21 protein-coding genes and 1 riboswitch are annotated in these 21601 nt (G+C 64.8%); of the genes, 5 read left to right on the top strand and 16 right to left on the bottom strand.

The annotated features are described in order from the left end of the window. Window positions 1-12: 12 nt before the first annotated feature. Window positions 13-426, bottom strand: coding sequence for a GNAT family N-acetyltransferase (locus tag CH281_RS04445; RefSeq protein WP_081701671.1), 414 nt, complete (start codon window positions 424-426; stop codon window positions 13-15). A gap of 279 nt (window positions 427-705) precedes the next feature. Between CH281_RS04445 and CH281_RS04440 the strand changes: the two genes are divergently transcribed. Then, window positions 706-1185 carry a winged helix-turn-helix domain-containing protein gene (locus CH281_RS04440; protein ID WP_032366689.1) on the top strand — a complete coding sequence of 160 codons (480 nt, stop codon included), beginning with the start codon at window positions 706-708 and terminating at the stop codon, window positions 1183-1185. Between the two features lie 14 nt (window positions 1186-1199). Here CH281_RS04440 and CH281_RS04435 read toward each other — a convergent pair whose 3' ends face one another. From CH281_RS04435 to CH281_RS04420, 4 genes are all read right to left on the bottom strand, one after another. Continuing rightward, window positions 1200-1724 (bottom strand): hypothetical protein, encoded by a 525-nt coding sequence (locus CH281_RS04435; protein ID WP_027494251.1) that lies wholly within the window; start codon window positions 1722-1724, stop codon window positions 1200-1202. Window positions 1725-1802: 78 nt separating this feature from the next. Then, a complete protein-coding gene (locus CH281_RS04430; RefSeq protein ID WP_027494252.1) occupies window positions 1803-3149 on the bottom strand; it encodes an LLM class flavin-dependent oxidoreductase in 1347 nt (448 codons plus the stop codon). Between the two features lie 12 nt (window positions 3150-3161). Next, the gene (locus CH281_RS04425) at window positions 3162-4034 is read right to left on the bottom strand and encodes an LLM class flavin-dependent oxidoreductase (protein WP_027494253.1); all 873 of its coding nucleotides are present in this window, start codon (window positions 4032-4034) and stop codon (window positions 3162-3164) included. 327 nt (window positions 4035-4361) lie between these two features. Beyond that, a complete protein-coding gene (locus CH281_RS04420) occupies window positions 4362-4772 on the bottom strand; it encodes a nuclear transport factor 2 family protein (RefSeq protein WP_027494254.1) in 411 nt (136 codons plus the stop codon). Between the two features lie 126 nt (window positions 4773-4898). Between CH281_RS04420 and CH281_RS04415 the strand changes: the two genes are divergently transcribed. Beyond that, window positions 4899-6713 (top strand): FAD/NAD(P)-binding protein, encoded by a 1815-nt coding sequence (locus CH281_RS04415; RefSeq protein ID WP_094693142.1) that lies wholly within the window; start codon window positions 4899-4901, stop codon window positions 6711-6713. Between the two features lie 29 nt (window positions 6714-6742). On the opposite strand, the gene CH281_RS04410 is transcribed toward CH281_RS04415, so the two are convergent. After that, a complete protein-coding gene (locus CH281_RS04410; RefSeq protein WP_032366694.1) occupies window positions 6743-7333 on the bottom strand; it encodes a TetR/AcrR family transcriptional regulator in 591 nt (196 codons plus the stop codon). A gap of 93 nt (window positions 7334-7426) precedes the next feature. Between CH281_RS04410 and CH281_RS04405 the strand changes: the two genes are divergently transcribed. Both CH281_RS04405 and CH281_RS04400 read left to right on the top strand, forming a co-directional pair. Further along, on the top strand, window positions 7427-8446 hold the full coding sequence (locus CH281_RS04405; RefSeq protein ID WP_027494257.1) for an aldo/keto reductase: 1020 nt from the start codon (window positions 7427-7429) through the stop codon (window positions 8444-8446). Window position 8447: 1 nt separating this feature from the next. Then, window positions 8448-9314, top strand: coding sequence for an LLM class flavin-dependent oxidoreductase (locus tag CH281_RS04400; protein WP_027494258.1), 867 nt, complete (start codon window positions 8448-8450; stop codon window positions 9312-9314). A gap of 24 nt (window positions 9315-9338) precedes the next feature. Here the strand turns inward: CH281_RS04400 and CH281_RS04395 are convergent, their stop codons facing one another. From CH281_RS04395 to CH281_RS04350, 10 genes are all read right to left on the bottom strand, one after another. After that, window positions 9339-10274, bottom strand: a complete 936-nt coding sequence (locus tag CH281_RS04395; protein WP_027494259.1) for an NADP-dependent oxidoreductase — start codon at window positions 10272-10274, stop codon at window positions 9339-9341. A gap of 37 nt (window positions 10275-10311) precedes the next feature. Continuing rightward, window positions 10312-11436, bottom strand: coding sequence for an LLM class flavin-dependent oxidoreductase (locus tag CH281_RS04390; protein WP_027494260.1), 1125 nt, complete (start codon window positions 11434-11436; stop codon window positions 10312-10314). Then, entirely contained in the window at window positions 11433-12173 is a 741-nt protein-coding gene (locus CH281_RS04385; RefSeq protein WP_256983359.1) for a DUF1684 domain-containing protein, read from the bottom strand. Before CH281_RS04385 ends, CH281_RS04390 begins: the two co-directional genes overlap by 4 nt. Beyond that, on the bottom strand, window positions 12170-13534 hold the full coding sequence (locus CH281_RS04380; RefSeq protein WP_027494262.1) for an NtaA/DmoA family FMN-dependent monooxygenase: 1365 nt from the start codon (window positions 13532-13534) through the stop codon (window positions 12170-12172). Before CH281_RS04380 ends, CH281_RS04385 begins: the two co-directional genes overlap by 4 nt. Window positions 13535-13536: 2 nt before the next feature. Further along, entirely contained in the window at window positions 13537-14616 is a 1080-nt protein-coding gene (locus CH281_RS04375) for an LLM class flavin-dependent oxidoreductase (RefSeq protein ID WP_094693140.1), read from the bottom strand. Continuing rightward, a complete protein-coding gene (locus CH281_RS04370; protein ID WP_094693138.1) occupies window positions 14609-16207 on the bottom strand; it encodes a dipeptide ABC transporter ATP-binding protein in 1599 nt (532 codons plus the stop codon). The genes CH281_RS04375 and CH281_RS04370 overlap by 8 nt, the downstream gene beginning before the upstream one ends. Then, window positions 16204-17100 carry an ABC transporter permease gene (locus CH281_RS04365; protein ID WP_094693136.1) on the bottom strand — a complete coding sequence of 299 codons (897 nt, stop codon included), beginning with the start codon at window positions 17098-17100 and terminating at the stop codon, window positions 16204-16206. Before CH281_RS04365 ends, CH281_RS04370 begins: the two co-directional genes overlap by 4 nt. Then, window positions 17093-18073, bottom strand: a complete 981-nt coding sequence (locus CH281_RS04360; RefSeq protein ID WP_094693134.1) for an ABC transporter permease — start codon at window positions 18071-18073, stop codon at window positions 17093-17095. The genes CH281_RS04365 and CH281_RS04360 overlap by 8 nt, the downstream gene beginning before the upstream one ends. Continuing rightward, on the bottom strand, window positions 18070-19680 hold the full coding sequence (locus tag CH281_RS04355; protein ID WP_370878627.1) for an ABC transporter substrate-binding protein: 1611 nt from the start codon (window positions 19678-19680) through the stop codon (window positions 18070-18072). Before CH281_RS04355 ends, CH281_RS04360 begins: the two co-directional genes overlap by 4 nt. Window positions 19681-19900: 220 nt before the next feature. Next, window positions 19901-19994: riboswitch (SAM riboswitch) on the bottom strand. A gap of 103 nt (window positions 19995-20097) precedes the next feature. Next, on the bottom strand, window positions 20098-20604 hold the full coding sequence (locus tag CH281_RS04350) for a hypothetical protein (RefSeq protein WP_143544758.1): 507 nt from the start codon (window positions 20602-20604) through the stop codon (window positions 20098-20100). Window positions 20605-20974: 370 nt separating this feature from the next. Between CH281_RS04350 and CH281_RS04345 the strand changes: the two genes are divergently transcribed. Then, a partial coding sequence (locus CH281_RS04345; RefSeq protein WP_143544757.1) for a DUF222 domain-containing protein occupies window positions 20975-21601 on the top strand: 627 nt, incomplete at its 3' end.

Below are 21601 nucleotides of genomic sequence, written 5' to 3'. Positions count from 1 at the left end.
CGTCGGTAGGAGTCACAAACGCTTCTCGAAGGTGTTGGAGAACGGCAGCAGTTCGTACGGCGGAAACACCGGGATGCGGGTGTAGCCGCTCTTCTCGTACAGCCGCACCGCGTCGGGCTGACGATCACCGGTCTGCAAAATCAAGCGTCGCAATCCCTGGTCGCGGGCCGCATTCTCGGCCGCCTGCAGCAGCGCGGTGGAGACTCCCGACCCACGGTGATCAGGATGAACGAACATTCGCTTCAGTTCGAGGTCGGGGCCGTTCCACCGCAGAGCGGCATGTCCGACGGCCTGCTCGACGTTCTGCGCATCGCACCGATAGACGACGAACGTGCGATGCACGTCGCCTTCGTCCACGGCATTGGCCTGCGTCTTCGCCATCAAGGCCGCTCGGTCCGCGTATCGGGGACCCACCTCCGATGCCATTGCGGCACGGAGCGATTCGGCGTCGGGATGGTTCCAGTCGACGGCGCGGGTGACGAGGTCTGTTCGGGACTGCGCTACATCGGTCACGCTCGATCGGACCACGCGCTACGGGCCGCCGTCAACCGCTGCAATCACGGTGAGTTTATTGCTGGTGCGATCAGTCGTCGTCGTGCACTGTGACAGCGTGAACACGAACTGTCGCTGCCCACGCTGACCATCCGACCTCCCCACCGTCGACAGCACTTGTCACAGTCGACACTTGTCACAGGAGCCACAGCCATGAGCACCGAAGCGACCGTCGTTCTTCGTATCTCCGATTCCGGGACGTCATCCTTGCAGGGATTGACTCGACCGCAGTTGCACGCCCTCGCCGATGCTCTCCGCGTCGCCGCCAAAAGCTATGCACCACATGCCAAGATCCTGACGCGTTTCGACGTCCGGGTGAACGAACTCAACGCTCCCCTTGTCATCGACCTACCCGCGCGCGATGTGGTTCTCGCCGGCAAGAGCGTTCGGTTCAGCCACACCGAGTTCGAGATCTTCGCCTATCTCGCCCAGCATCCTCGTGTCGTGGTGAACAGATCCGAGCTGAGTGACTCGAACGGCGGCCGCAGTGTCGACGTCCATCTCTCCAGGGTGCGAACCAAACTCGGGCAGTACGGCCGACTGATCACGACGGTCCGCGGCACCGGCTACCGATTCGACCCCGAGCCCGGAATCCGCGTCATCACCGAGCCGTCGGTGCTGCGCAGCGCCTGAGATCAGTTACACGACTACCGCGTCAGTGCTGCTGTTCGACGTCGACGGTTCCGACGTACCACCACGAACACGAGCAACGCGACCAGAACCACCGCGATGATCGCGCCCAGTGCCGTCGCGCCGCGGAAGCCGGGTGCGCTGGTATCGAGGGTGCGTTCGCCGGCGTGGGCGGCATTGCTGGTACCCAGAACGATGGTCAGAGTCAGCAGGTTCGGGATGGCGGTGACGACTGCGAGAATTACCGATCCGATCGCCAACTGCTTTCCCGCCCTACCCTTTCGGACCGACCACGCACTCCAGAAGAACATCAGTGGCGCGAACGTGCAGACGATTCCGAACAGCAGGCCCCACAGAATTCCTTTGGTGAACGTGCGATCAGCCAGGCTCTCGACGCGCAGGCTCCACCACCGTGGCAGGAACGCCGCCAGAACGAAGTAGGCGATCAACAGAAGAACGACGCCGGCACCAAGCAGGATGCCGCGCCGCTTCCAATTCGCCGAGCTGGTCGACGGTGCAGGCGTGGTCGGGTCAGCAGTCATAGGCCCATGGTAGAGCGTTCACGTTCCCATCGGACCCGACCCGAGACCTGATCGTTAGATGGGGATGTGCCCAGCCCGCTACGACGCCCGTGCACGCTCCGAAGCATCGTCACCGTCGAGGCCCAGGTGTCCCCGCAACGTCGTCGAGGTGTATTCGGTACGGAACACCCCTCGCTCCTGCAATGCCGGGACCAATTTGTCGACCAGATCGCCGATGGCGTCGCGCAAGTGGTACGGGTTGATGTTGAAGCCGTCGACCACACGGTGACGCACGAGGTCTGCCCAGTGGTCTGCCACTGCCGCAGGGGTTCCCGAGTGGAAGCGCGACGCCGGCGACACTTCGAGCACCAACTCTCGGATGGACAGCCCTTTCTCTTCCGAGAGGGCTCGCCATTGCGCGATCTGAGTCAGTTTGCCGGTCCGAGCGTCGATGGACAGCGTGCCGCGTGACGGATCCAGCTCGGCGTCCACCGGATCGATGTCGGGTAGTGGGCCCTCCGGGTCGTACGCCGAGAGGTCCTTGCCCCAGTAGTGCTCGAGAAAGGCGATGGCTCGAACACCGTTGTGCGCGTTGGATCGAAGCCACCGCACCTTCTCTTCGGCCTCGGCTTCGGTATCACCGAGTACGACGGTCACCCCGGGCAAGATCTTCACGGCATCGGCGGGTCGGCCGTAGGCGACCGTCCGGCCACGTAGATCTTTGGCGTAGGCCACCGCTGCGTCGTAGGCGTTGTTGGCCGAGAAGACGACGTCGGCGTGCCGGGCTGCGAGGTCCCGTCCTCCCGGCGAATCGCCGGCCTGGAACAGCACCGGCCCACCTTGCACACTGGACCGAACGTTGGGTGCCGCAACCGCTTCGAGCAGATCGGTGTGGAACTCCACAGGAGAACCTGCCCAATACTGCTTCGCCAGTTCGACCACCTGGGTGGCGCGCTCGTAACGGCGTTCGTGCTCCAACCACCCTCCGCGCCTCAAGTTTTCACCCGTCCAGGCGTTGTCGGTGGTGACGATGTTCCATCCGGCGCGCCCGTCCGACAGTGCGTCCAGGCTGGCCAAACGACGAGCCAACTCCACCGGGATGCTGTACGTGGTGTTCTGGGTCGCGACAAGTCCGATGCGCTCGGTCACCGACGCCAGAGCCGCCAGTTGCGTGATGGCGTCGGGCCTGCCGGCGATGTCGGTGGAGAGAATGTCGCCACGGTTTTCTCGGATACGTTGACCGTCCCCGAGAAAGAACGCGTCGAACAAACCGCGTTCGAGTGTGACGGCGACCTCGACGAACGTGTCGGTGGCCACTTGATCGGGGGCGTGCGAATCCTCCCAGACCGTCTGCGCGCCGATCCCTGGATAGAACACGCCCAGGTGAATCTGCGCGTTCGGGTCGAACGGTGCGCCGGTGTCCGGGTGATGGTCGATGATGCCCATGACAGCTCTTCTCTACTCGTGCGCAGCCGCGGCGTAGCGGCTGACCGGACGCGGCAACCCCAGGTTCTCCCGCAGCGACAGTCCCGGCGTCGGTCGACGAATCAGATGTGCCGGTACCGCAAGCTCTTTCAACGCCGCACCACCGAGGTGCAGCCGGACGCCGTCGACGACACCGGCGAGGGCCTCGGCCTTCGACAGGTGGTCGATATCGGCGAACACCAGCGCGGCTCCGTCGCGGCGAGCGGTGTCGGCCTGCTCGCTGATCCCGTCCCCGCGTACGAGTGCGACATCGAGCAGATCGGTGACTCCCAGGTCGGCGTCGCCGATGACGACGACCTGCCCCTGCGGCGGACGAGGAGTGATCAGTGGCCCTACGACGTCGAAGAATTCGCCCTCGAAGCGCACGTGATGCACGCGAGCGGGATCGAGATACCGGCCGGACTCCGCGTCTCGAACGACGGCGTCGTCTTCCCACGAATCCCACAGCCGCCCCGCCACGTCGATGACGTCCCGCACTTCGGCGGTGGTCTCGGAGCGGACCTCGGATCCGACAGCCGCGTGAGTGTCCGCGCTGTTGTCGACACCGACCACCCAGGCCCCGCGGCCGTGCGAGGCGTGGTCCACACTCGCGAGTTGTGTTGCGAGAAAGAACGGTTCGGTCGTCAGAGTGTGGACCGTGGGAGCCAGGCCGAGGGTGGACGTGGTGGAGGCGACGAATGCCGCACGAGTACCTGCATCGAGGCGCTCGCGTGAGGAGACCAGCGAATCACCGAAGGTGACGAGGGTGAAGCCGGCGCGTTCGGCGGCGGCCGCGTTCTCCTTCAGGAGCGCAGGTGTCTCGTCGAACCCGTCGAGTTCGACGGCGAAGTACAACGTCTCGGTCATCCTCGGTTCAGCCCTTCGCACTCGTCGTGTTCCTGCGTCCTCTGTACCGACGATCTTCACCGGACGGCTCAACCACGAGTTCCGAAGTCCAGCGCCGCGGCGGTGCAGGCAGGCTGAGCTCCGAGTCGATCGATCAACGCCGCCGCCAGTGCTTTCAGCCAGGTCATACGTGGACCCTAGGTTCATCCGCTGTAGAGCACACCCGTTGCGATCACGCTGATTCGAACGACGTAGACGCCGGTACGTAGACGCGCAGTGTCAGCACGAGGTCACCACTTCGCGGGCCCGGACCCCATGCCTGTGCTGCCACCGATCAGGTCGTGCGACCTACGTCGACCTCCACGAGGACCCGGTTTCGCGCTCGAAGACCGGCCGCACATCCACGGTGTCGTAGACGATGGACAGTGCAGAAATGCGTCCGTTCTCGTCGAGTTCGGCGACGTCGACCACGTCGAACGGGGCCGCCACACCCGAGGGCAGTCTCCAGTCGAAATGGAACCAGAACGTGACGAGTCGAGCGCCCTCGGACGTACGACCTTCGGCGACGCCCTTCGAGGTCAGCGTCGCACCCGAGGTGTCCGCGAAAAGCGCGCGATAGAAGTCGGATGCGGGCGTCGGTCCGTACAGCGGCGAGTGCACAACCGCACCGGGTGCGAACAGAGTCAGGACCGCATCGACGTCGGCCCGTCGAAGTGCATCGAGGTACTGCTCGACCAAGTGGTCCGCGGACGAGTTCATGAAGCAAGGGTAGCCGACCGCCAGGACGCAAGACATTCGCTCATCGTGATTTTTTGCCCCTGCAGCAACGACTTTCGGCGTGTGCATACTTCTCGTAGTGGGACAGTGTCAGATGGAGGGCCGCCGGTGAAATCGTTCACTATCGCCATTGTGGGTGCGGGTCCGCGCGGCACAGGTGTACTCGAACGACTGCTGGCGCGCCGGTCCGATGCGGAGCTGCACATCCACGTCGTCGATCCGTTCCCTCCGGGGGCCGGTCGCATCTGGCGTAGCAGTCAACCACCGCTGCTGTGGATGAATTCGGTGGCCGCCGACGTCACCATGTTCACCGACGACACCACCGTCGTCGACGGTCCGATCCGCCCCGGTCCGACGCTGGCGCAGTGGGTTCTGGAACATGCCGACACCCTGCGCCAGGACCTCGAATTGCGGGACGAACTGCGCGATTTCGGTCCGCATTCCTTCGCGTCGCGGACTTTACAGAGTCGCTACCTCAGCTGGGTGTTCGAGCACGCCGTTGCCGACACCGACACGCACGTTCACGTTCATCGAGCACGGGTGACGGACCTGACCGCCGACCAGGTACTGCTACTCGACGACGGGTCGACCATCCGCACCGATGCCGTGCTCTTGGCCCAGGGACATCCGGATGCGCTTGCATCGCATCGTGAATCACAGCTCGATGAGTTCTCCCGAACCCATGGGCTGACGTACATCGGCCCCGGATACACCGCAGATCTCGATCCCAGCCGAGCGCCTGCGGGAGAACCGTTGCTGATTGCCGGGCTCGGATTGGCATTCATCGACTGGATGGTGTTGCTCGCGGAAACTCGCGGTGGATCGTTCGCCCGCAACGCGGACGGCGTGCTCGAGTACACCGCCTCCGGCCGCGAACCGATTCTCTATGCAGGTTCGCGGCGCGGAGTTCCGTACCACGCGAAGATCTCCTACGACATCGCCGCGGCGCGCCCGCCACTCCCGAAGTTCTTCACCGCCGACGCCTTCCCCGGCCACGGCCCCCTGCACTTCCGCGACGAAATCTGGCCGCTCGCATCCAAAGAACTGGCCTGGGCTCATTACTACGAGTTGTTCACGGCCCACCCCGAGCGAACAGTCGGCTCCTGGCCGGAGTTCGAGATCGGATTGAGCGAGATCACCTGGGGATCGCAGGAACTCACCGCCTTCGTGGAGCAATTCGTTCCGAAGGACGAGGACCGCATCGATCTGGCACGGCTCGACAAACCCTTTGCCGGACGGCGTTTCGATGGACTCGACGAGGTACGTACCGAGCTGCAGACCTACATCGAGACGGACCTTCGTCGTCGAGCAGATCCCTACTACAGCTCGGATGCCGCCGTCTTCTCGGCGCTGCTCTCGGTGTACATGACCATCGGAGAGTTGTTGCGACGCGGGCGCATTCCGGCGCAGTCGGTCGCAGGCGATGTGGAAGGGTGGCTGCACTCGTTCTTCAGTTTCGTCGCGAGCGGTCCGCCACCGGAACGGCTCGAACAACTCCTGGCCCTCAGCCGGGCGAACATCGTTCACTTCCTCGGCCCCGATGTCACCTTCTCCCCGGAGAACGGGTCGTTCGTCGCCCGTAGCTCTGCACACGATGTGGTGGTGCACGCCGACACTCTGATCGACGCGCGCTTACCCGTCGCATCGATCGCCGCCGCCGGTGACGAATTGCTCCGCACCCTCCATGCGCGCGGCGACATCACCGACATCCGCGCCACCGAGCACAGCGCAGCGAAAGTAGCAGTCGACGGGCGCTCTCGATTGATCACCGCGTCGGGAGAGGTTGCCGAGAACCGCTACGCGGTGGGTCCGTGGGTCGCCGGACACACGTGGTCGAGCGCCTTTCCGCGGCCGAGGACCAACGCCGGCTTCTTCCGACACAACGACCAGCTCGCGGCAGAACTACTGCGGCACAGCCGCTGAACCGTCGGTCGGCCGAACAACGGACCGGATCACGGCGCGATGCGCAGTCCGGCGATCAGCACCCGCGCCATCTTGCGGGGATCGTAGCGGCTGTCCGTGGGACCGATGCACAGGTTGCCGACCGCCCGCATCAACTCCAATGCGGTCTGCCCCGGGGCGATCTCCCCCGAGTCCGCAGCGGCGTCGAGCAATGACTCGCACACCGGAACCAGCCGGTTCAGGAAGTAGCTGTGCAAGGTCTCGAATCCGGCGCTGTCCGACTGCATGGCCTCGGCCAGACCGTGTTTGGTGACCAGGAAGTCGACGAACCGATCGATCCAGAGCACCAACGCCGCGTGCGGTGATTCGCGGCCGGCGAGAAGCTCCTGACCGGCGACGGCGCAGGCCTCCACCTGATGTCGGAAGACGGCGACGACGAGGTCGCCCCGCGTCGGGAAGTGCCGGTAGATGGTTCCCACGCCGACGCCGGCCCGCCTGGCGATATCGCGCACCGGGACTTCTACTCCCGACTCGACGAACGCAGCCGCCGCTGCGTCGAGCAGGGTCGCTTCGTTGCGCCTCGCATCCGCCCGCTTTCTGGGCTGCTCGGCTTCGGCCTCGGTCACTGTTCCTCCAGCCATCGACAAACGGAACAACGTTCCGTATGTTTGTTTACGGAACGTTGTTCCGCTTACTCGCAGAGTAACCCCTCCAGAGGCCACAAGGAGATCCCCATGCAGTACCGCACACTGGGACGCACCGGCGTCCAGGTCAGCACTCTCTCGCTCGGCGCGATGAACTTCGGTGCCATCGGACGCACCACGCAAGACGAGGCAACCGCGATCGTCGACGCCGCACTCGAGGGCGGTATCAACCTCATCGACACCGCGGACATGTACAGCCAGGGACAATCCGAGGAAATGGTCGGCAAGGCGATCGAAGGTCGGCGCGAGAACATCGTGCTGGCCACCAAAGTGTTCAACCCCATGGGCGACGAACGCAATCATCAGGGCAGCTCCCGCCGCTGGATCGTCACCGAACTGGAGAACAGTCTGCGCCGACTCGGTACCGATCACGTCGACCTCTACCAGATACACCGCTGGGACCCCACAACGAGCGACGAGGAAACCCTCTCGGCGCTGACAGATCTGCAGCGTGCCGGGAAGATTCGATACTTCGGCTCCTCCACCTATCCGGCTTACCGAATCGTGCAGGCGCAGTGGACCGCACGGGAGCACCGTCTCGGGCGGTTCGTCACCGAGCAGCCGCCGTACTCGATCCTGCAGCGCGGCATCGAATCCCACGTCCTCCCGGTCGCGCAGGAGTACGGAATGGGCGTTCTCGCGTGGAGTCCCCTGGCGGGCGGCTTCCTCTCCGGAGCCATCCGGGCCGGGCGAGAGGCCACCACCAACCGCGCGGCGATGATGCCCGAGCGATTCGGCACGGACACTCCCACGGGACGGGCCAAACTCGACGCCGTCGAGAAACTGGTCGGCGTTGCCGACGAAGCCGGACTGACACTGATCCAACTCGCACTCGGTTTCGTGACGGCTCATCCGGGAGTCACCAGCGCGATAGTCGGGCCGCGTACCGTCGAGCACCTACACTCGCAGCTCGCTGCCGCCGACACCGTCCTCCCGGCCGATGTCCTCGACAGGATCGACGAGATCGTGGCTCCGGGAGTCGATCTCGCGCCGGACGACAAGTTCGACACCCCGCCGGCACTGCTCGACGCCTCCCTGCGGAGACGCTGACATGGTCAGCTACGGGATCATGACCCCTCCCCAGAACGTCTCCTACGCCGACCTGCTCCGGGTGTGGCGCGAGGCAGACGGCATTCCGGAAATCGAGCACGCGTGGCTGTTCGATCACCTCATGCCCATCGGCGGTGACCTCGACGGCCCGATCTTCGAAGGCTGGACCATGCTGTCCGCATTGGCCGCTCGCACCGAGCGGTTGCGATTGGGAATCATGGTCACCAGCAATCGGATCCGTCCACCCGCGATTCTCGCGAAGATCGCCGTCACGGTCGACACGGTCTCGGACGGGCGGCTGGACTTCGGCATCGGTGCCGGATCACGGCCGAGCGTGCCGATGGCGAGACGGGAGTACGACGGGAGCGGGCTGCCCTACAGCGACGCTGCGAATGCTGTTGCGCGACTGAGTGAATCGCTCACGGTGATTCGTAGGCTCTGGACCGAGAGTGAGCCCTTCGACTTTCACCGCAACCACGTCGACCTCGTCGGGGCGTTCCAGAATCCGAAACCGATTCAGCGACCGGGCCCGCCGATCGTGATCGGCGGCCGGGCGGCAGGAGTGCTGCGCCTCGTCGCCGAACACGCCGACGTATGGAACATTCCCGGTGGGGACCTGGCCGACGCACTGGACAGAGGCAGACTACTCGACCGGTACTGCGCCGAGATCGGGCGCGATCCAGGGGCGATCACCCGATCGATCGCTCTCGGGGTGTCGTTCGAAGAACCCGAGAGGTTGAGAAACGACATCGGCGACGCGGTGGCCGCCGGATTCGATCATGTCGTTCTCATCCTCCCCGGCCCCTATCCCGACGGCATCGCGCAGAGAGTGACCGAGGAGTTCATCGGTCCGAGTACGAGCTCGTGAAGCGTTCTGAGCCCCCGGTACTCGTCAAGGAATCAGGATGAACTTGCCGCGCGGGTGCGTCGACTGCAGCTCGGCGTGTGCTCTCGCCGCATCGGCGAGGGGAAACGTCTTGGCAACCGTGACCTCGAATACGCCTGCACCCGCCTGCTCCAACAGCACCGGGGATGCGAGGCGTCGACGCTCCATACTCACCGGCCCACCGACGGTGAGGAACCCGTCTGCCGAAGCTCGCCCGAAGGCGGCCGTGCTGACCAATCTCGCTCTGTCCGGTAGTAATTCGAGAGAGACGTCGACGGCCTCCTCGGTGCCCACCGTGTCGATTGCCGCATCCACCCCATTCGGTGCGGCTGCTCGTACCCGGTCGATCAGTCCGTCGCCGTATTCGACGGGCTCGACACCGTAGGACCGGAGCGCGTCGTGGTTCTGTTGGCGCGCAGTCCCGATGACGGTGGCCCCGCGCTCCAGAGCGAGCTGAGCCACCACGGACCCGACGCCGCCTGCCGCTCCATGCACGAGAACAGTGTCTCCGCTCGTGACATCGACGGATTCGAGTGCGTCGTAGGCCGTTCCAGCCACGGCGAGTACTCCCGCAGCAACGTTCCAGTCCAACGCTTCCGGCTTCTGGAACACGAACCGCGCAGGAACCAGAATCCTCTCGGCGTACGTACCGTTCTGGCCGGAGACAACCACCGCGTCGCCGACGGCGACAGGACCGACCGGGCCCTCGACGGTTCCTCCGACCGCCACCACGATGCCCGACGCCTCGCTGCCCAACGCAATCGGAAGCTTCGACCCGTCGGTACCGAAGGCGCCGCTGTAGCTCTTGTAGTCGAAGGGGTTGACGCCGATCGCCTTGACCTCGACCAGAACCTGGCCCTCGGACGGTTCAGGCAGCTCTCGTTCGACGATCTCGATGACGTCCGGTCCACCGTAGGACGCTGCAACTGCAACTCGTGTCATGCGCGGTACAACGGTCACCACGACGCAAATGTTCCGCTCAGATCCGCAGGCGCGGCAGTCCCCATTCCCTACCGAGCAATTCGTACGAGCGCAGCCGGTCCTCATGGTCGTATGTGACCGAGGTGAGCACGAGTTCGTCCGCATCGGTCGCTTCCTGCAGGGCGTCGAGCTTCACCGCGACCGTCGCCGCAGATCCGACGATCTGAGTGTCCACTCGATCAGCGACGAGCTCGTATTGCTCGCCGGTCAGCGGTGCCACGTTCTTCGGATCCGGGTACTCGATCGCACCTCGACCGCTGCGAATGCTGTGCACCCATTGCGGGAAAGACGCTGCCAGCTCACGGGCCTGCGAATCCGTTTCTGCAACAACCACATCGGCCGACACCGCCACGTACGGCGAGGACAACCCGGCCGACGGCACGAAAGCACGGCGATACTCGTCGATCGCCTCGAGAGTCGTCCCCGGGCTGAAGTGATAACTCGCCGCGAACGGCAGACCGCGGGCACCGGCCTCACGGGCAGTCGGCCCAGCGCTGCTGCCGAACAGCCACAGCGCCACATCGGCCCCGACACCCGGGCGTGCCGTCAACGGCACCCCGTCGCGCTCGTAGCTACCGGCAAGCAGCGCAACAAGGTCGTCGAGTTGATCGACGAATTCCGGGACCTCAGCGTGCGGCTGCTGCAGCGCAGCCAGAGACGCAGCCAGCAGCGGGGTCGTTCGCGGGGTCGCCGCAGCGGGCGCCACTGGGAACAGTCCACCGGGTTCCGATGACACCGCGTGCTCGGGCGCAGCCTGCTGTGCACCGGTCAGGGCTGCTGCTCTGCGCTGCCCGGATCGACCCACACCAAGATCGATACGACCCGGATACAGCGCGTCCACCGTTCCGAAGGACTCCACAACGGCAGCAGCTGTCGTGAAACCGAGCTGGACCGCAGCCGATCCGACACGAATGCGGTTGGTGGCAGCCGCAATCAAACCCACCAGTACGGCAGGCGCAGAACTGGCCGCAGCGACGAAGTGATGCTCGGCAACCCAGTAGCGCTCGTAGCCCCACTCTTCGGCCTGTCGTGCCAGATCGAGCGAATTCCGGAGCGCCTGAGCAGTGCTCGACCCAGCGCTGATCGGTGCCAGGTCGAGAACGGACAGCGGCACGCGCGTCATCCGGGCGTCTTCTCCCCTGCTTCGACAGCCACCGTCAGCCGGTTCTCCGCCGGCGCGACCGGGCACGTCGCGTAGTCGGTGAACGCGCACGGCAGGTTCGCTGCTCGGTTGAAATCGAGTGTCACGGAGCCATCCTGGGGTTCCGCCACAGCAAGGATCCGCGCTGCCGGGTACGTGGTGACCCCGCTCGTGGCATCGGTGAACAGAACCTTCAGACCAGTGTCGTTGCCGCCGAACGCAACCAACTGCTGGGCTGTACCGGCCAGCTCGAAATCGAGGGTGCCCACCGCAGTGTGGTGGTGTTCGAGACCCTCGACCACGGCACCTGTCGTCACGGTGACCGGGGCGTCGTAGGGCGTGAACGTGGCACGGGCCACGAACTCCTCACTGGGCTCGAAGGCCGGTATTCCGTTGTAGGACTGCAGGGTCGAGGCTTTAGGATCGTGGACCCGTAGCGCCACCGCGCCGGTGCGGCGGATGACCTCGATACGGCGTTCACCGTCGTCGACGAGGATCCCGGGCGCACCCTCCACCGGATTCAGAGTCGTCACCCCGTCCACTCCCTCGACGGTCACCGAGTCCGAGTCGGCCCGCCATCGGCCGGGCAGATCGGCAACGATCTCGAACTCGTCGGTGAGCCAATACAATCCGGTCAGCGACAACCACCCCAATGGATCGCCGTAGGACGCTTCCCGGTCCGCGTGCCACTGCTTCCAGTCCTGCTCGAATTCACTCACGATGCTCGCACTCCTTCACGCTGTTGGTACGGGTGACGCAGACCGAGGTGATCACGCAGCGTGTTCCCGGTGTACTCGGTACGGAAACTACCGCGATCCTGCAGTTGTGGGACGACTTTGTCGACGAACTCGTCGAGCCCGGCCGGTGTGATGTGCGGGACGAGGATGAACCCGTCGCACGCATCGTTCTGGACGTAGCTGTCGATGTCCTCTGCTACCTGTGCCGGCGTTCCGACGAACTGCTGCCGGGTCGTCACCGCGATGATGAGCTCCCGGATGCTCAGGTTCTCGGCCTCGGCACGCTCACGGTACTGCTGCGCAAGGGTTCTCGGGTCACCGTGGCGAGCGCGACCACGGGTGATGCTCACGTCACCACTCGGCTCGACGTCGGGCAACGGTCCGTCCGGGTCGTAGTCGGACAGGTCTCGTCCCCACACCTGCTCCAGAAACGAGATTGCCGTCTTGCCGCTGACCTGTTGGTGCCGTATGTGGTCGGCCTTCTCGGCTGCATCCTGGGCCGAGTCCCCGAGGACGAACGTGGCGGCGGGTAGCACCTTCAGGTCGGCGTGCTCGCGGCCGTATTTGGCCAACCTTCCCTTGACGTCGGTGTAGAACTTCTGCCCGTCCTCCAGCGTCCCGTGGATGGTGAAGATCGCATCCGCCTTGGCCGCACCGAACTCACGACCTTCGTCGGAATCGCCGGCCTGCAACAACACCGGGTGTCCCTGCGGACTGCGCGGCAACGTGAAGCGGCCCGTCACATCGAATTGACGACCCGAATGCGAGACCGTGCGGATCTCGGATTCTCGGCCGAAGACACCTCGATCCCGATCGACGACGAACGCATCGGACTGCCACGAATCCCAGAACTCTCGGGCGACGTCGATGATCTCGTTCGCTCGCACGTAGCGGTCGGCCCGGTCGAGGTAGCCACCGCGTCGGAAGTTCTCTCCGGTGAACGCGTCGGACGAGGTCACCATGTTCCACGCCGCGCGCCCGTCGGACAGGTGGTCCAGCGAAGAGAACTGCTTGGCGAGCTCGAAGGGCTCGTTGAACGTGGTGTTGATCGTCCCGGCGAGTCCGAGCTTCGTCGTCACCGATGCCAACGCGTTCAACACCGTGAGCGTGTCCGGGCGGCCGACGACGTCGAGATCGTGAATCTTGTTGCGATGCTCGCGTAATCGCAGACCTTCGGCGAGGAAGAAGAAGTCGAACAGCCCACGCTCTGCGGACTCGGCCAGGTGGACGAACGAATCGAATTCGATCTGGCTCTTCGACGCCGGGTCGGTCCAGACGGTGGTGTTGTTGACGCCAGGGAAATGCGCGCCGAGGTGGATCTGCTTCTTGGTCCGCTTCGAGATCGTCACCGACTGTTCCTTTCGGGTGCTGCAAAACGATTTGTCGGACGAGCCAGGCCGAGGCGCTCACGCACCGTCGCTCCGGTTCTGCTGTCCGTGGCCGGGAGTGTCTTCACTCCCGACGGAAGCGCGAGCGGCACGAGAGTGACCCCGTCCAGTCCCGCGGATTCGGCCGCTCCGAGAAGCAAGTTGAGCCCGGCGACGTCGCCCACGTACTGCAGCGATTGCGGCGTACGTACCCGACCTGCCCAGTTGTCGAGCTGCGCCAATTCTTCGGCCGCGGTCTCCGACACCAAGGTCTCGACGTCGAGTAGCACGAACACGTCCACCGGGTCGCGTCCCTCGGCCACGACGGCCCGTCGAACACGCGCCGCGAGGCCAGCTGCGCCCTCGATCGAGTCTGCAGCAATCCGCACGATGTCCGCTCTGGCGGCCGCTACCGCGGTCGATTCGGCGGAGTGGGCGCGCACTGCTACCAGTGGCTGTCCTTGAGGTGACCTCGGCGTGATGGACGGCCCTTTCACCGAGAAGTGCTCACCCAGAAAGTCGATGTAGTGCAACTTGTCTCGGTCGACGAACCGACCCGTCGCAGCGTCTCGAATCTCGACGTCGTCCTCCCAGCTGTCCCACAGCCGAGTGACGACCTCGATGGCCTCGTCGGCCTCCTGCCACAGGCTCTCTTCGTCCTGCTCGCCCTTACGCCCGAACAGTGCTGCCTGCTCCGCGCCGCCGGACACCTCGACCTGCCAACCTGCGCGACCGTGTGAGGCGAAGTCCAGACTCGCGATCTGCTTCGAGATGTGGAACGGCTCGGTGTGGGTGACGGTGACCGTCGGGATCAAACCGATGCGTTCGGTGAGCGCAGCAGCCCGGGCTGCCACGGCAACCGCCTCGAGGGTCCGGGAAGCGAAGGAGTCTGCGAGGAAGACCAGATCGATCCCGGCCTGGTCTGCCGCGCGGAGTTGTTCGATCCAGAATGCCGCGGTGAACACTTCCTCGGCGCGAGAATCCTGTCGCCGCCACGCCTGTGGATGTGCGCCGGTTCCCCTCGGTTCGATTGCCGTGACGAAAAGCTTGTCAGACACCGGTACCCACTCTCTGTGTCGCTGTTCCTGGGATGGCCGCGAGCAACTCGCGGGTGTATTCCTGCTGGGGGTTGTCGAATATCGAAGCGGTGCTGCCATATTCGACGATCACGCCCGACTGCATCACAGCCACGGTGTCGCTGATCTGGCGAACCACGGCCAGGTCGTGCGAGATGAACAGATAGCTCAGACCGAACTCGGATTGCAGATCGCCGAGCAGCGAAAGAATTTGTGCCTGCACCGACACGTCCAAGGCCGACACGGGCTCGTCGAGCACCACCACCTCCGGTGCCAACGCCAGTGCCCGAGCGATTGCGACGCGTTGACGCTGACCACCCGACAACTCGGCCGGGCGACGCGCCAGGTGGTCACTGCTCAGAGCCACTTGGTCGAGCAGTTCCGCGGCACGCGCCGAGCGGTCTCGCGACGTCCCGATCTTGAACGCGTCCAGCGGTTCTCGCACGATCTCGCCGACGCGCAACTTCGGGTTCAGTGATGCGTACGGGTTCTGATAGACGATCTGGACTCGACGCCGCAGCTCCCGCCTCGCCGTGCCACGAAGGCCGGTCAGCTCGATTCCGTCGAACGTGACCGTGCCCGCGGAGGGTGTTTCCAGGCCGATCGCGATACGCGCCAGGGTGGACTTCCCCGAACCGGATTCGCCGACGACAGAGACGGTTCGACCCCGCTCGACCGTGATCGTGGCGTCTCGCACCGCATCCAGGTGAACGCCTCGTCCGATGGCGAAACGCTTCGACACCGACGAGACGGACAGAATTGGATCGCCCGCACCCGTCCTGGCCGCACGGAGCGTCGAGTTCAGAGACGGCGCGGCCGCGAGCAGCTTCTGTGTGTAGGGATGGGTGGGGTTCGCCAACACCTCTGCAGTCGGACCGGTTTCGACGATCTCACCACCACTCATGACGACCAGCCGGTCGGCGCGATCGGCCGCAACGCCCAGATCGTGCGTGATCAACAGAACTGCGGCACCCGTCTCGGCAATTCGGGCGTCCAGATGGTCGAGGATGCGTCGTTGCACGGTGACGTCAAGGGCGCTGGTCGGTTCGTCTGCGATCACCAGTTCGGGGCGGCACGCGAGAGCGGTACCGATCAGTACCCGCTGCCGCTGCCCACCGGACAGGTCCTGCGGGTACTGGCGTGCCCGCACCTCGGGGTTGTCGAGGCCCGCGTCGGTGAGAATGCGGATCGCCTCGAGCTTCGCGGTACGCCGATCTGCCAACCCGTGCACACGCAGCACCTCGGCCACCTGGTCTCCGACGCGTACGACGGGGTTCAGTGAGGTGGTCGGATCCTGCGGGACGAGCCCGATATGCCGACCGCGCAAGCGATTCAGTGTCTTGTCCGACGCGGTGTCCAGGCGCCGGCCGTCGAAGGTCACCGAGCCACTTCGGATCCGACCGTTGCCGGCCAGCAAGCCGATGACCGCGTGGGCCGTGGTGGATTTTCCCGAACCGGATTCGCCTACGACGGCCAGTACCTCGCCGCGTTCGACGGTGAACGAAATTCCGCGCACGGCCGTCGTCGTGCCGTAGCCGACCGAGAGGTTGTCGACTTCGAGGATGGGGCTCATTCGGATCGCCTCTCGAGTGCGTGCCCGAGACGGTGCGCGGACAGCACGACTGCCACGATCACCAGGCCCGGTAAGGTGGTCATCCACCAAGCGGTGGCGAGGAAGTTCCGACCCTCGGAGATCAGCGATCCCCACTCCGGTGTAGGCGGAACAGCGCCGAATCCCAGGAAGCTCAACGCCGAGACCGCCAGGACCGCCATACCGAATTCGACTGCTGCGAGGGCAATCACGGGACCGTACGAGTTGCGGAGGATGTGTCGGCGAAAGACGTCGAACCATCGCACACCCGAGGCGTACGCCGCCTCGACATACAGCGATCGACGCACACGCAACACCTCCGACCGCATGACCCGGGCGAAGTTGGCGATGAGGGTGACCCCCACGGCGATGGCGACGTTGACGGTTCCGAAGCCGAGCGCTGTGACCAGGGCCAGCGACAGCAACAGCGTCGGAATCGAGAGCAGCACATCGACGATGCGCATCAGCACGGCGTCGACGAGGCCCCCGACTGCCCCGGAGATCAGGCCGACGAGCGATCCGACGACCAGTGCGATCCCGACGGCGAGCAGTGTCGCGGTCAACGACAGACCGGAGCCGTGCACCACGCGGGTGAAGACGTCACGGCCGATGTTGTCGGTGCCGAACCAATGTGCGGTACTGGGGGCCTGGAGCTTGTCGGCGGGCACGCCCACCAACGGGTCTCCGCTCGCGAACACGGAGGGGAAGAGTGCGAATCCCAGCGCGAGCAGCAGCACGAGCGCAGACAAGGCAAGCCACACGTGCTTCCGGGCGTCCGTCACAACCCGGCGACGCCGAGCTGTCGACGGCACCGGCTCTGCCTCGAGCAACGCCTCTGCCCGAACCTCGCGGTCACGAATCAGAATGTCAGACATGAGCTTTCTCCGGTTCCGCGACTTCGCGCGCAGGCTTGTACTCGCGCACGATGCGCGGGTCTATCAGCGGATACAGCAGGTCCACGGCCAGGTTCACCACGACGAACACCAGCGAGGTCAGCACCACGATGCCCTGTACCACCGGAATGTCCTGGGCCAACACCGAGGTCTGGGTCAGCCGTCCCACTCCGGCCCGCGAGAAGACCGTCTCGACGACGACCGATCCGGCGAGCAGCGTCCCCACCAACACACCCGCGATCGTGAAAGCCGGGATGGACGACAGCCGCGCTATATGCCGCGTTTGCACCCGTAGCCGCGAGACGCCCTTGGCGCGAGCAACATCGACGAACGGCTGCTTCCAGGTAGTCGACATGCTGGTGGCCAACACCTGAGCGATGACCGCACCGGTCGGCAATGCCAATGTGACCGCAGGCAACACCAGTGCAGCCGCTCCGGCGTCACCGAAGGCCGGGAACCACCTCAACTGGAACGAGAACAGTTGCAGTAACAGCAGTCCCACCCAGAAGGTCGGTACAGCCACCCCGAGCGGCGGGAGTGCGAACAACAGATTTTTCAGCCACGGCGTTCGGGTGTACGTCGCGGCGTACGCCAGTGCCGACCCGAACACGACCGCCAATACCAGTGCGGTGCCTGCGAGGCCGAGCGTGCTCGGCACGGCATCGAGGATCGCCGTCGTCACCGGCTGTCCGGTGGCGATGGACAATCCGAAATCGCCCTGCACAGCCCCAGACAGCGAATGCCAGTACTGCACCCACACCGGCTGGTCCAAACCGTAGCGGGCCTGCAATTCTGCGACGGCCGCCGCGTCGACCGGTGTGCCCGAACCGGCAGAGTCGACAGCGAGACTGACCGGGTCCGAGGGCAGCAGGAACAGCACGCCGAACGAGATGGTGAACGCGGCCCACAGCACTGCCACTGCCTGCAGTACGCGCTGCCCGAGGTACCGGATCATGCGCTCAGCCAGGTATCGAAGAACTGCAGTCGAGCGGAGGCCTCGAACTTCAGGTCCTGCACTTTCGACGCCGCGCCGACGGCCTGCGACAGCTCGATGGTGGGGATCCACAGTCCGTTGTCGAGCACCTGCTGCTGAGCGGTGGCGAGGATGTCGTTGCGCGCCGTTGCATCGGTGGTCGAGAGCTGATCGGTCAGCGAAGCATCCAGATCGGGAATTGGGTTGCGCGCGTTCAGGTTACGTCCGTCGGCGGCGAACGTGGTGCGCAGAATGTCGCCGTCGGCGCGGGTGCTGTTGTAGTACGTGGAGTCGTAGTCCTTGGTGCCCTGACGTGCTGTCGCCTCGGACGTCGAGACCAACTCGAGCTGCAGGTCGACGCCCACCGCACGTAGCTGCTGCTGCGTCAACTCCAGGATCGCCTGGTTGCCAGCGAACACTGCGGAGTACATGACCTCGAAACTCAGCCTCTGCCCGTCCTTTTCACGGATTCCGTCGGCACCGGGAACCCAGCCGGCGTCGTCGAGCAGCGATTTCGACTTCTCGGGATCGTAGGTGACATCGGCGAGTTCGACGTAACCTGGGGTGGCGCTGGCCAACGTGCTTGTCGCCGTGCGGAAGTCGGGCCCGAGCACGGTATCGACGAGTTCCTGACGGTTGATCGCCGGTACCAGGGCCGTCCGGACGGCGGGGTCTTGTAGCGCACCGCGAGTTACGTTGGGCTGAATGCCGAACGGGACTCCCGGGTTCGAGGTGGTCAGAATTCGGCCGCCGGTCGCTTCGATCTGCGGAGCGTCCTGCGGCAACGCGTCGCTGACGGCGTCGAGCTGATCGGAGGACAAGCTTCCTGTGCGAACGCCCGACTCGGGCACGATGGTGAATTCGATGCGATCGAGATAGGCCTCGCCGGTGTGACCGAATACCGCTGAACCCCAGTTGTATCCGCTTCGCTTGGCCAGAATGACTGACCGGTCCTGCTGGTAATCCGCGTAGGTGAACGGTCCCGATCCGATATTGGTACCCAAGCACCGCGACTCGGCCGACTGCGCCGAGGTCGCGATGGATTGAACTCCGAGCTGAGGTGTCGAACTCGCCTGCAGGAACTGCGCATTCGGTGCTGCGAAGTCGATGCGCACCGTCGAGGGGTCGACCACCGTGGCGCTCTGATAACCGGTCAGATAGCTCGCCGCCAACGGTGCCTTCGCTGCGCCGAGGCCGATGATCGCGTCGAAATTCGCCTTCACCGCCGCCGCGTCGAGCACCGTGCCGTCACTGAAGGTGACGCCGTCCTTCAGCGTGAATGTGAAGGATTTCGCATCGGCACCCACGTCCCACCGCTCGGCCAGCCACGGTTCGATCTCACCGGTTTCGGGGTTCTGATCGGTGAGTGAATCGACGACCTGACGGGTGACGTAGATGGTCTGGTTGGTGCCGGACTGGGCGGGATCCGAGCAGGTCGGGGCCCCGGACAAGCCGTAACGCAGAGTTCCGCCGGGCTGGGCCGGACCGGCGTCGGCGGCCGTGGTGGCGGCACCACCGGCGCATCCGGCGAGGACTGTGGCCGCAGTGGCGATCAGGCCGGCCACCAGGAATGCAGGACGAGTGGACACGTAGGCGTCTCCGATATCTGGTCGATCGCGCGCACGATCCCGCATCCGAGCTGGGTGTGCCCAGGAAGGAGTGCGCGCAGATGATGAGGTGAGGTGTGAAGTACGAGTTGTGACGAAATGTCAGCTGCGACAGGTCGAACCGTTGAGGCGGCACAGATCGACATGGAGACGGCGGCAACCGTTGACGAAGCCTGCGGCAACTCGGGTGTTCACGTGCAATCCTCCATCGGTCCCGGCGGTAGCACCCTCACCCGACGAGCGGGGGGTTGCTGCGACGTCATAGAGCCAGGTCTCTCGGTCGCTCTGGATGGTCCTACAGTTTCCGATACTACGAGAGCATCGCCCCGGTTGCCAACCGGGGTAGGAAAACCCGCCGATAGTAGACGCGAGAAGCGCGGTCGGACCGACGCCTACCGTTCAGACGGCCAGCGCCAGTCCAGCGCTCCCACTCGCGCAAGATCTCGAATCATCATGCGACGCAACTTTGTTCAACTCTGGCGCATTTACGCGGTGCACCCAGTAGTCGATCGCTTCGCCCGCATGAGCGAATCGGACGAGGACGTCCATGCAGAGCCAGGTCGCGACCGAGAAGTCCTGTTCCGCACCGTCGAGACCGATCAGTGTCAATTCTTCTCCCACAGCAAGCAACGCGCGATCGATATCGGAACCGCCGGGGCCGAGCCACGCCAGTGCTCGTCCGAGTAGCGCCCAGTCTCCGGTGGTCACAGGCTCATCGGCCGATTGTCTGCACAGTTCCGCAGCCGCAGCGAGAGCATCCGCCACCGGAGTCGACACCGAACCGTGGAGCTCAGCGAGAATGCCGCGATCGGAGTCGACCAGATCGGCCATGTAGCGCCAGCGGGCAGGAAGCGCCGCGCCCTCTGGCCACAGGTCGGCGGTGCCGAACTGGAGACGGGTGATCATGTCCTTGGGTGAACTGCACGAAAGCGCGGAGCCACACGAGTCGTTCATGTCGATCATCCCCACTGGGTCAACACACAACATTGGACACCGGCTCGACAGTCGCGTTCGGAGATACCGTCGAGCAGTGGCTTTCGTCACCGATGCGAGCAACGCTGCTGTGGTCGTTACGTCCGCCTTGGGGGATATTGAACGCCGCCACCAGCATCTTCGCGACTCGTGGTTGCACAAAACCGACAACGTCACACTTTTGGTCCATATGTAATTGGCCGCATAGTGCCGTGCTCCGACTCCAGCTGGGCCGCAGCGACAGCCCAATGATGCGGGAACGTACGTTCGAATACTTGTCGGTGGGTCGCGGTAGATTCTGTTCATGCTTTCGGGGGACGGCGGATCAGGGGTGGACGGCATCGAAACGGTGCCGCCTGCCCCTGACGTGTCCGACCCTGTCTTGGCGGGGTTGGTCGAGGCGGTGGAGTCGGCGGTCGCGGAGTTGGCGGGGCAGGCGTCGGTATCGTGGTCGAATGCCGACCGGCGTGCGGTGATCCAACGCATGGAAACCGTGTCGCGGTCTGTGACGGCGTACTCGCACACCTGGCTCAACGAACTGATCGCACAACACGGCCTCGACGTCTATCCGGGTTCGGTGCCGTGCTCGGTGGCATGGATGCTGCGAATCACCCCACGAACAGCCGGTGCGCGAGTACGTCTGGCCGCAGAGTTGGGTGACCGCACCGCACTGTCCGGCGAAATGCTGCCTCCCTTGTTACCGCGCACCGCTGCAGCGGTACGGGCAGGGTTGCTCGATGCCCAGCACGTGCAGATGATCCGCGAATTCTTCCGACACCTACCGGCGACTGTGGATCCGCAGACCCGCGATCGCGCCGAACAGCAGTTGGTCGGTCTCGCCTCGACGAGGCGGCCCGACGACTTCGCGCCACTGGTGGCGCACCTGGACTCGATCCTCGACCCCGACGGCGACTTCGACGAGAACGAAGAC

This window comes from Rhodococcus sp. 06-221-2 (genome assembly GCF_002258365.1).
Classification (GTDB): Bacteria; Actinomycetota; Actinomycetes; order Mycobacteriales; family Mycobacteriaceae; genus Rhodococcoides; species Rhodococcoides fascians.
This window is presented reverse-complemented; position numbering and strand designations above follow the sequence as displayed.

What these genes read in the sequence shown, in the direction of transcription:
- CH281_RS04445 (WP_081701671.1), bottom strand. Translation starts at nt 426, where the DNA reads ATGGCATCGGAGGTGGGTCCCCGATACGCGGACCGAGCGGCCTTGATG.
- CH281_RS04440 (WP_032366689.1), top strand. Translation starts at nt 706, where the DNA reads ATGAGCACCGAAGCGACCGTCGTTCTTCGTATCTCCGATTCCGGGACG.
- CH281_RS04435 (WP_027494251.1), bottom strand. Translation starts at nt 1,724, where the DNA reads ATGACTGCTGACCCGACCACGCCTGCACCGTCGACCAGCTCGGCGAAT.
- CH281_RS04430 (WP_027494252.1), bottom strand. Translation starts at nt 3,149, where the DNA reads ATGGGCATCATCGACCATCACCCGGACACCGGCGCACCGTTCGACCCG.
- CH281_RS04425 (WP_027494253.1), bottom strand. Translation starts at nt 4,034, where the DNA reads ATGACCGAGACGTTGTACTTCGCCGTCGAACTCGACGGGTTCGACGAG.
- CH281_RS04420 (WP_027494254.1), bottom strand. Translation starts at nt 4,772, where the DNA reads ATGAACTCGTCCGCGGACCACTTGGTCGAGCAGTACCTCGATGCACTT.
- CH281_RS04410 (WP_032366694.1), bottom strand. Translation starts at nt 7,333, where the DNA reads ATGGCTGGAGGAACAGTGACCGAGGCCGAAGCCGAGCAGCCCAGAAAG.
- CH281_RS04405 (WP_027494257.1), top strand. Translation starts at nt 7,427, where the DNA reads ATGCAGTACCGCACACTGGGACGCACCGGCGTCCAGGTCAGCACTCTC.
- CH281_RS04400 (WP_027494258.1), top strand. Translation starts at nt 8,448, where the DNA reads ATGGTCAGCTACGGGATCATGACCCCTCCCCAGAACGTCTCCTACGCC.
- CH281_RS04395 (WP_027494259.1), bottom strand. Translation starts at nt 10,274, where the DNA reads ATGACACGAGTTGCAGTTGCAGCGTCCTACGGTGGACCGGACGTCATC.
- CH281_RS04390 (WP_027494260.1), bottom strand. Translation starts at nt 11,436, where the DNA reads ATGACGCGCGTGCCGCTGTCCGTTCTCGACCTGGCACCGATCAGCGCT.
- CH281_RS04370 (WP_094693138.1), bottom strand. Translation starts at nt 16,207, where the DNA reads ATGAGCCCCATCCTCGAAGTCGACAACCTCTCGGTCGGCTACGGCACG.
- CH281_RS04365 (WP_094693136.1), bottom strand. Translation starts at nt 17,100, where the DNA reads ATGTCTGACATTCTGATTCGTGACCGCGAGGTTCGGGCAGAGGCGTTG.
- CH281_RS04360 (WP_094693134.1), bottom strand. Translation starts at nt 18,073, where the DNA reads ATGATCCGGTACCTCGGGCAGCGCGTACTGCAGGCAGTGGCAGTGCTG.
- CH281_RS04350 (WP_143544758.1), bottom strand. Translation starts at nt 20,604, where the DNA reads ATGATCACCCGTCTCCAGTTCGGCACCGCCGACCTGTGGCCAGAGGGC.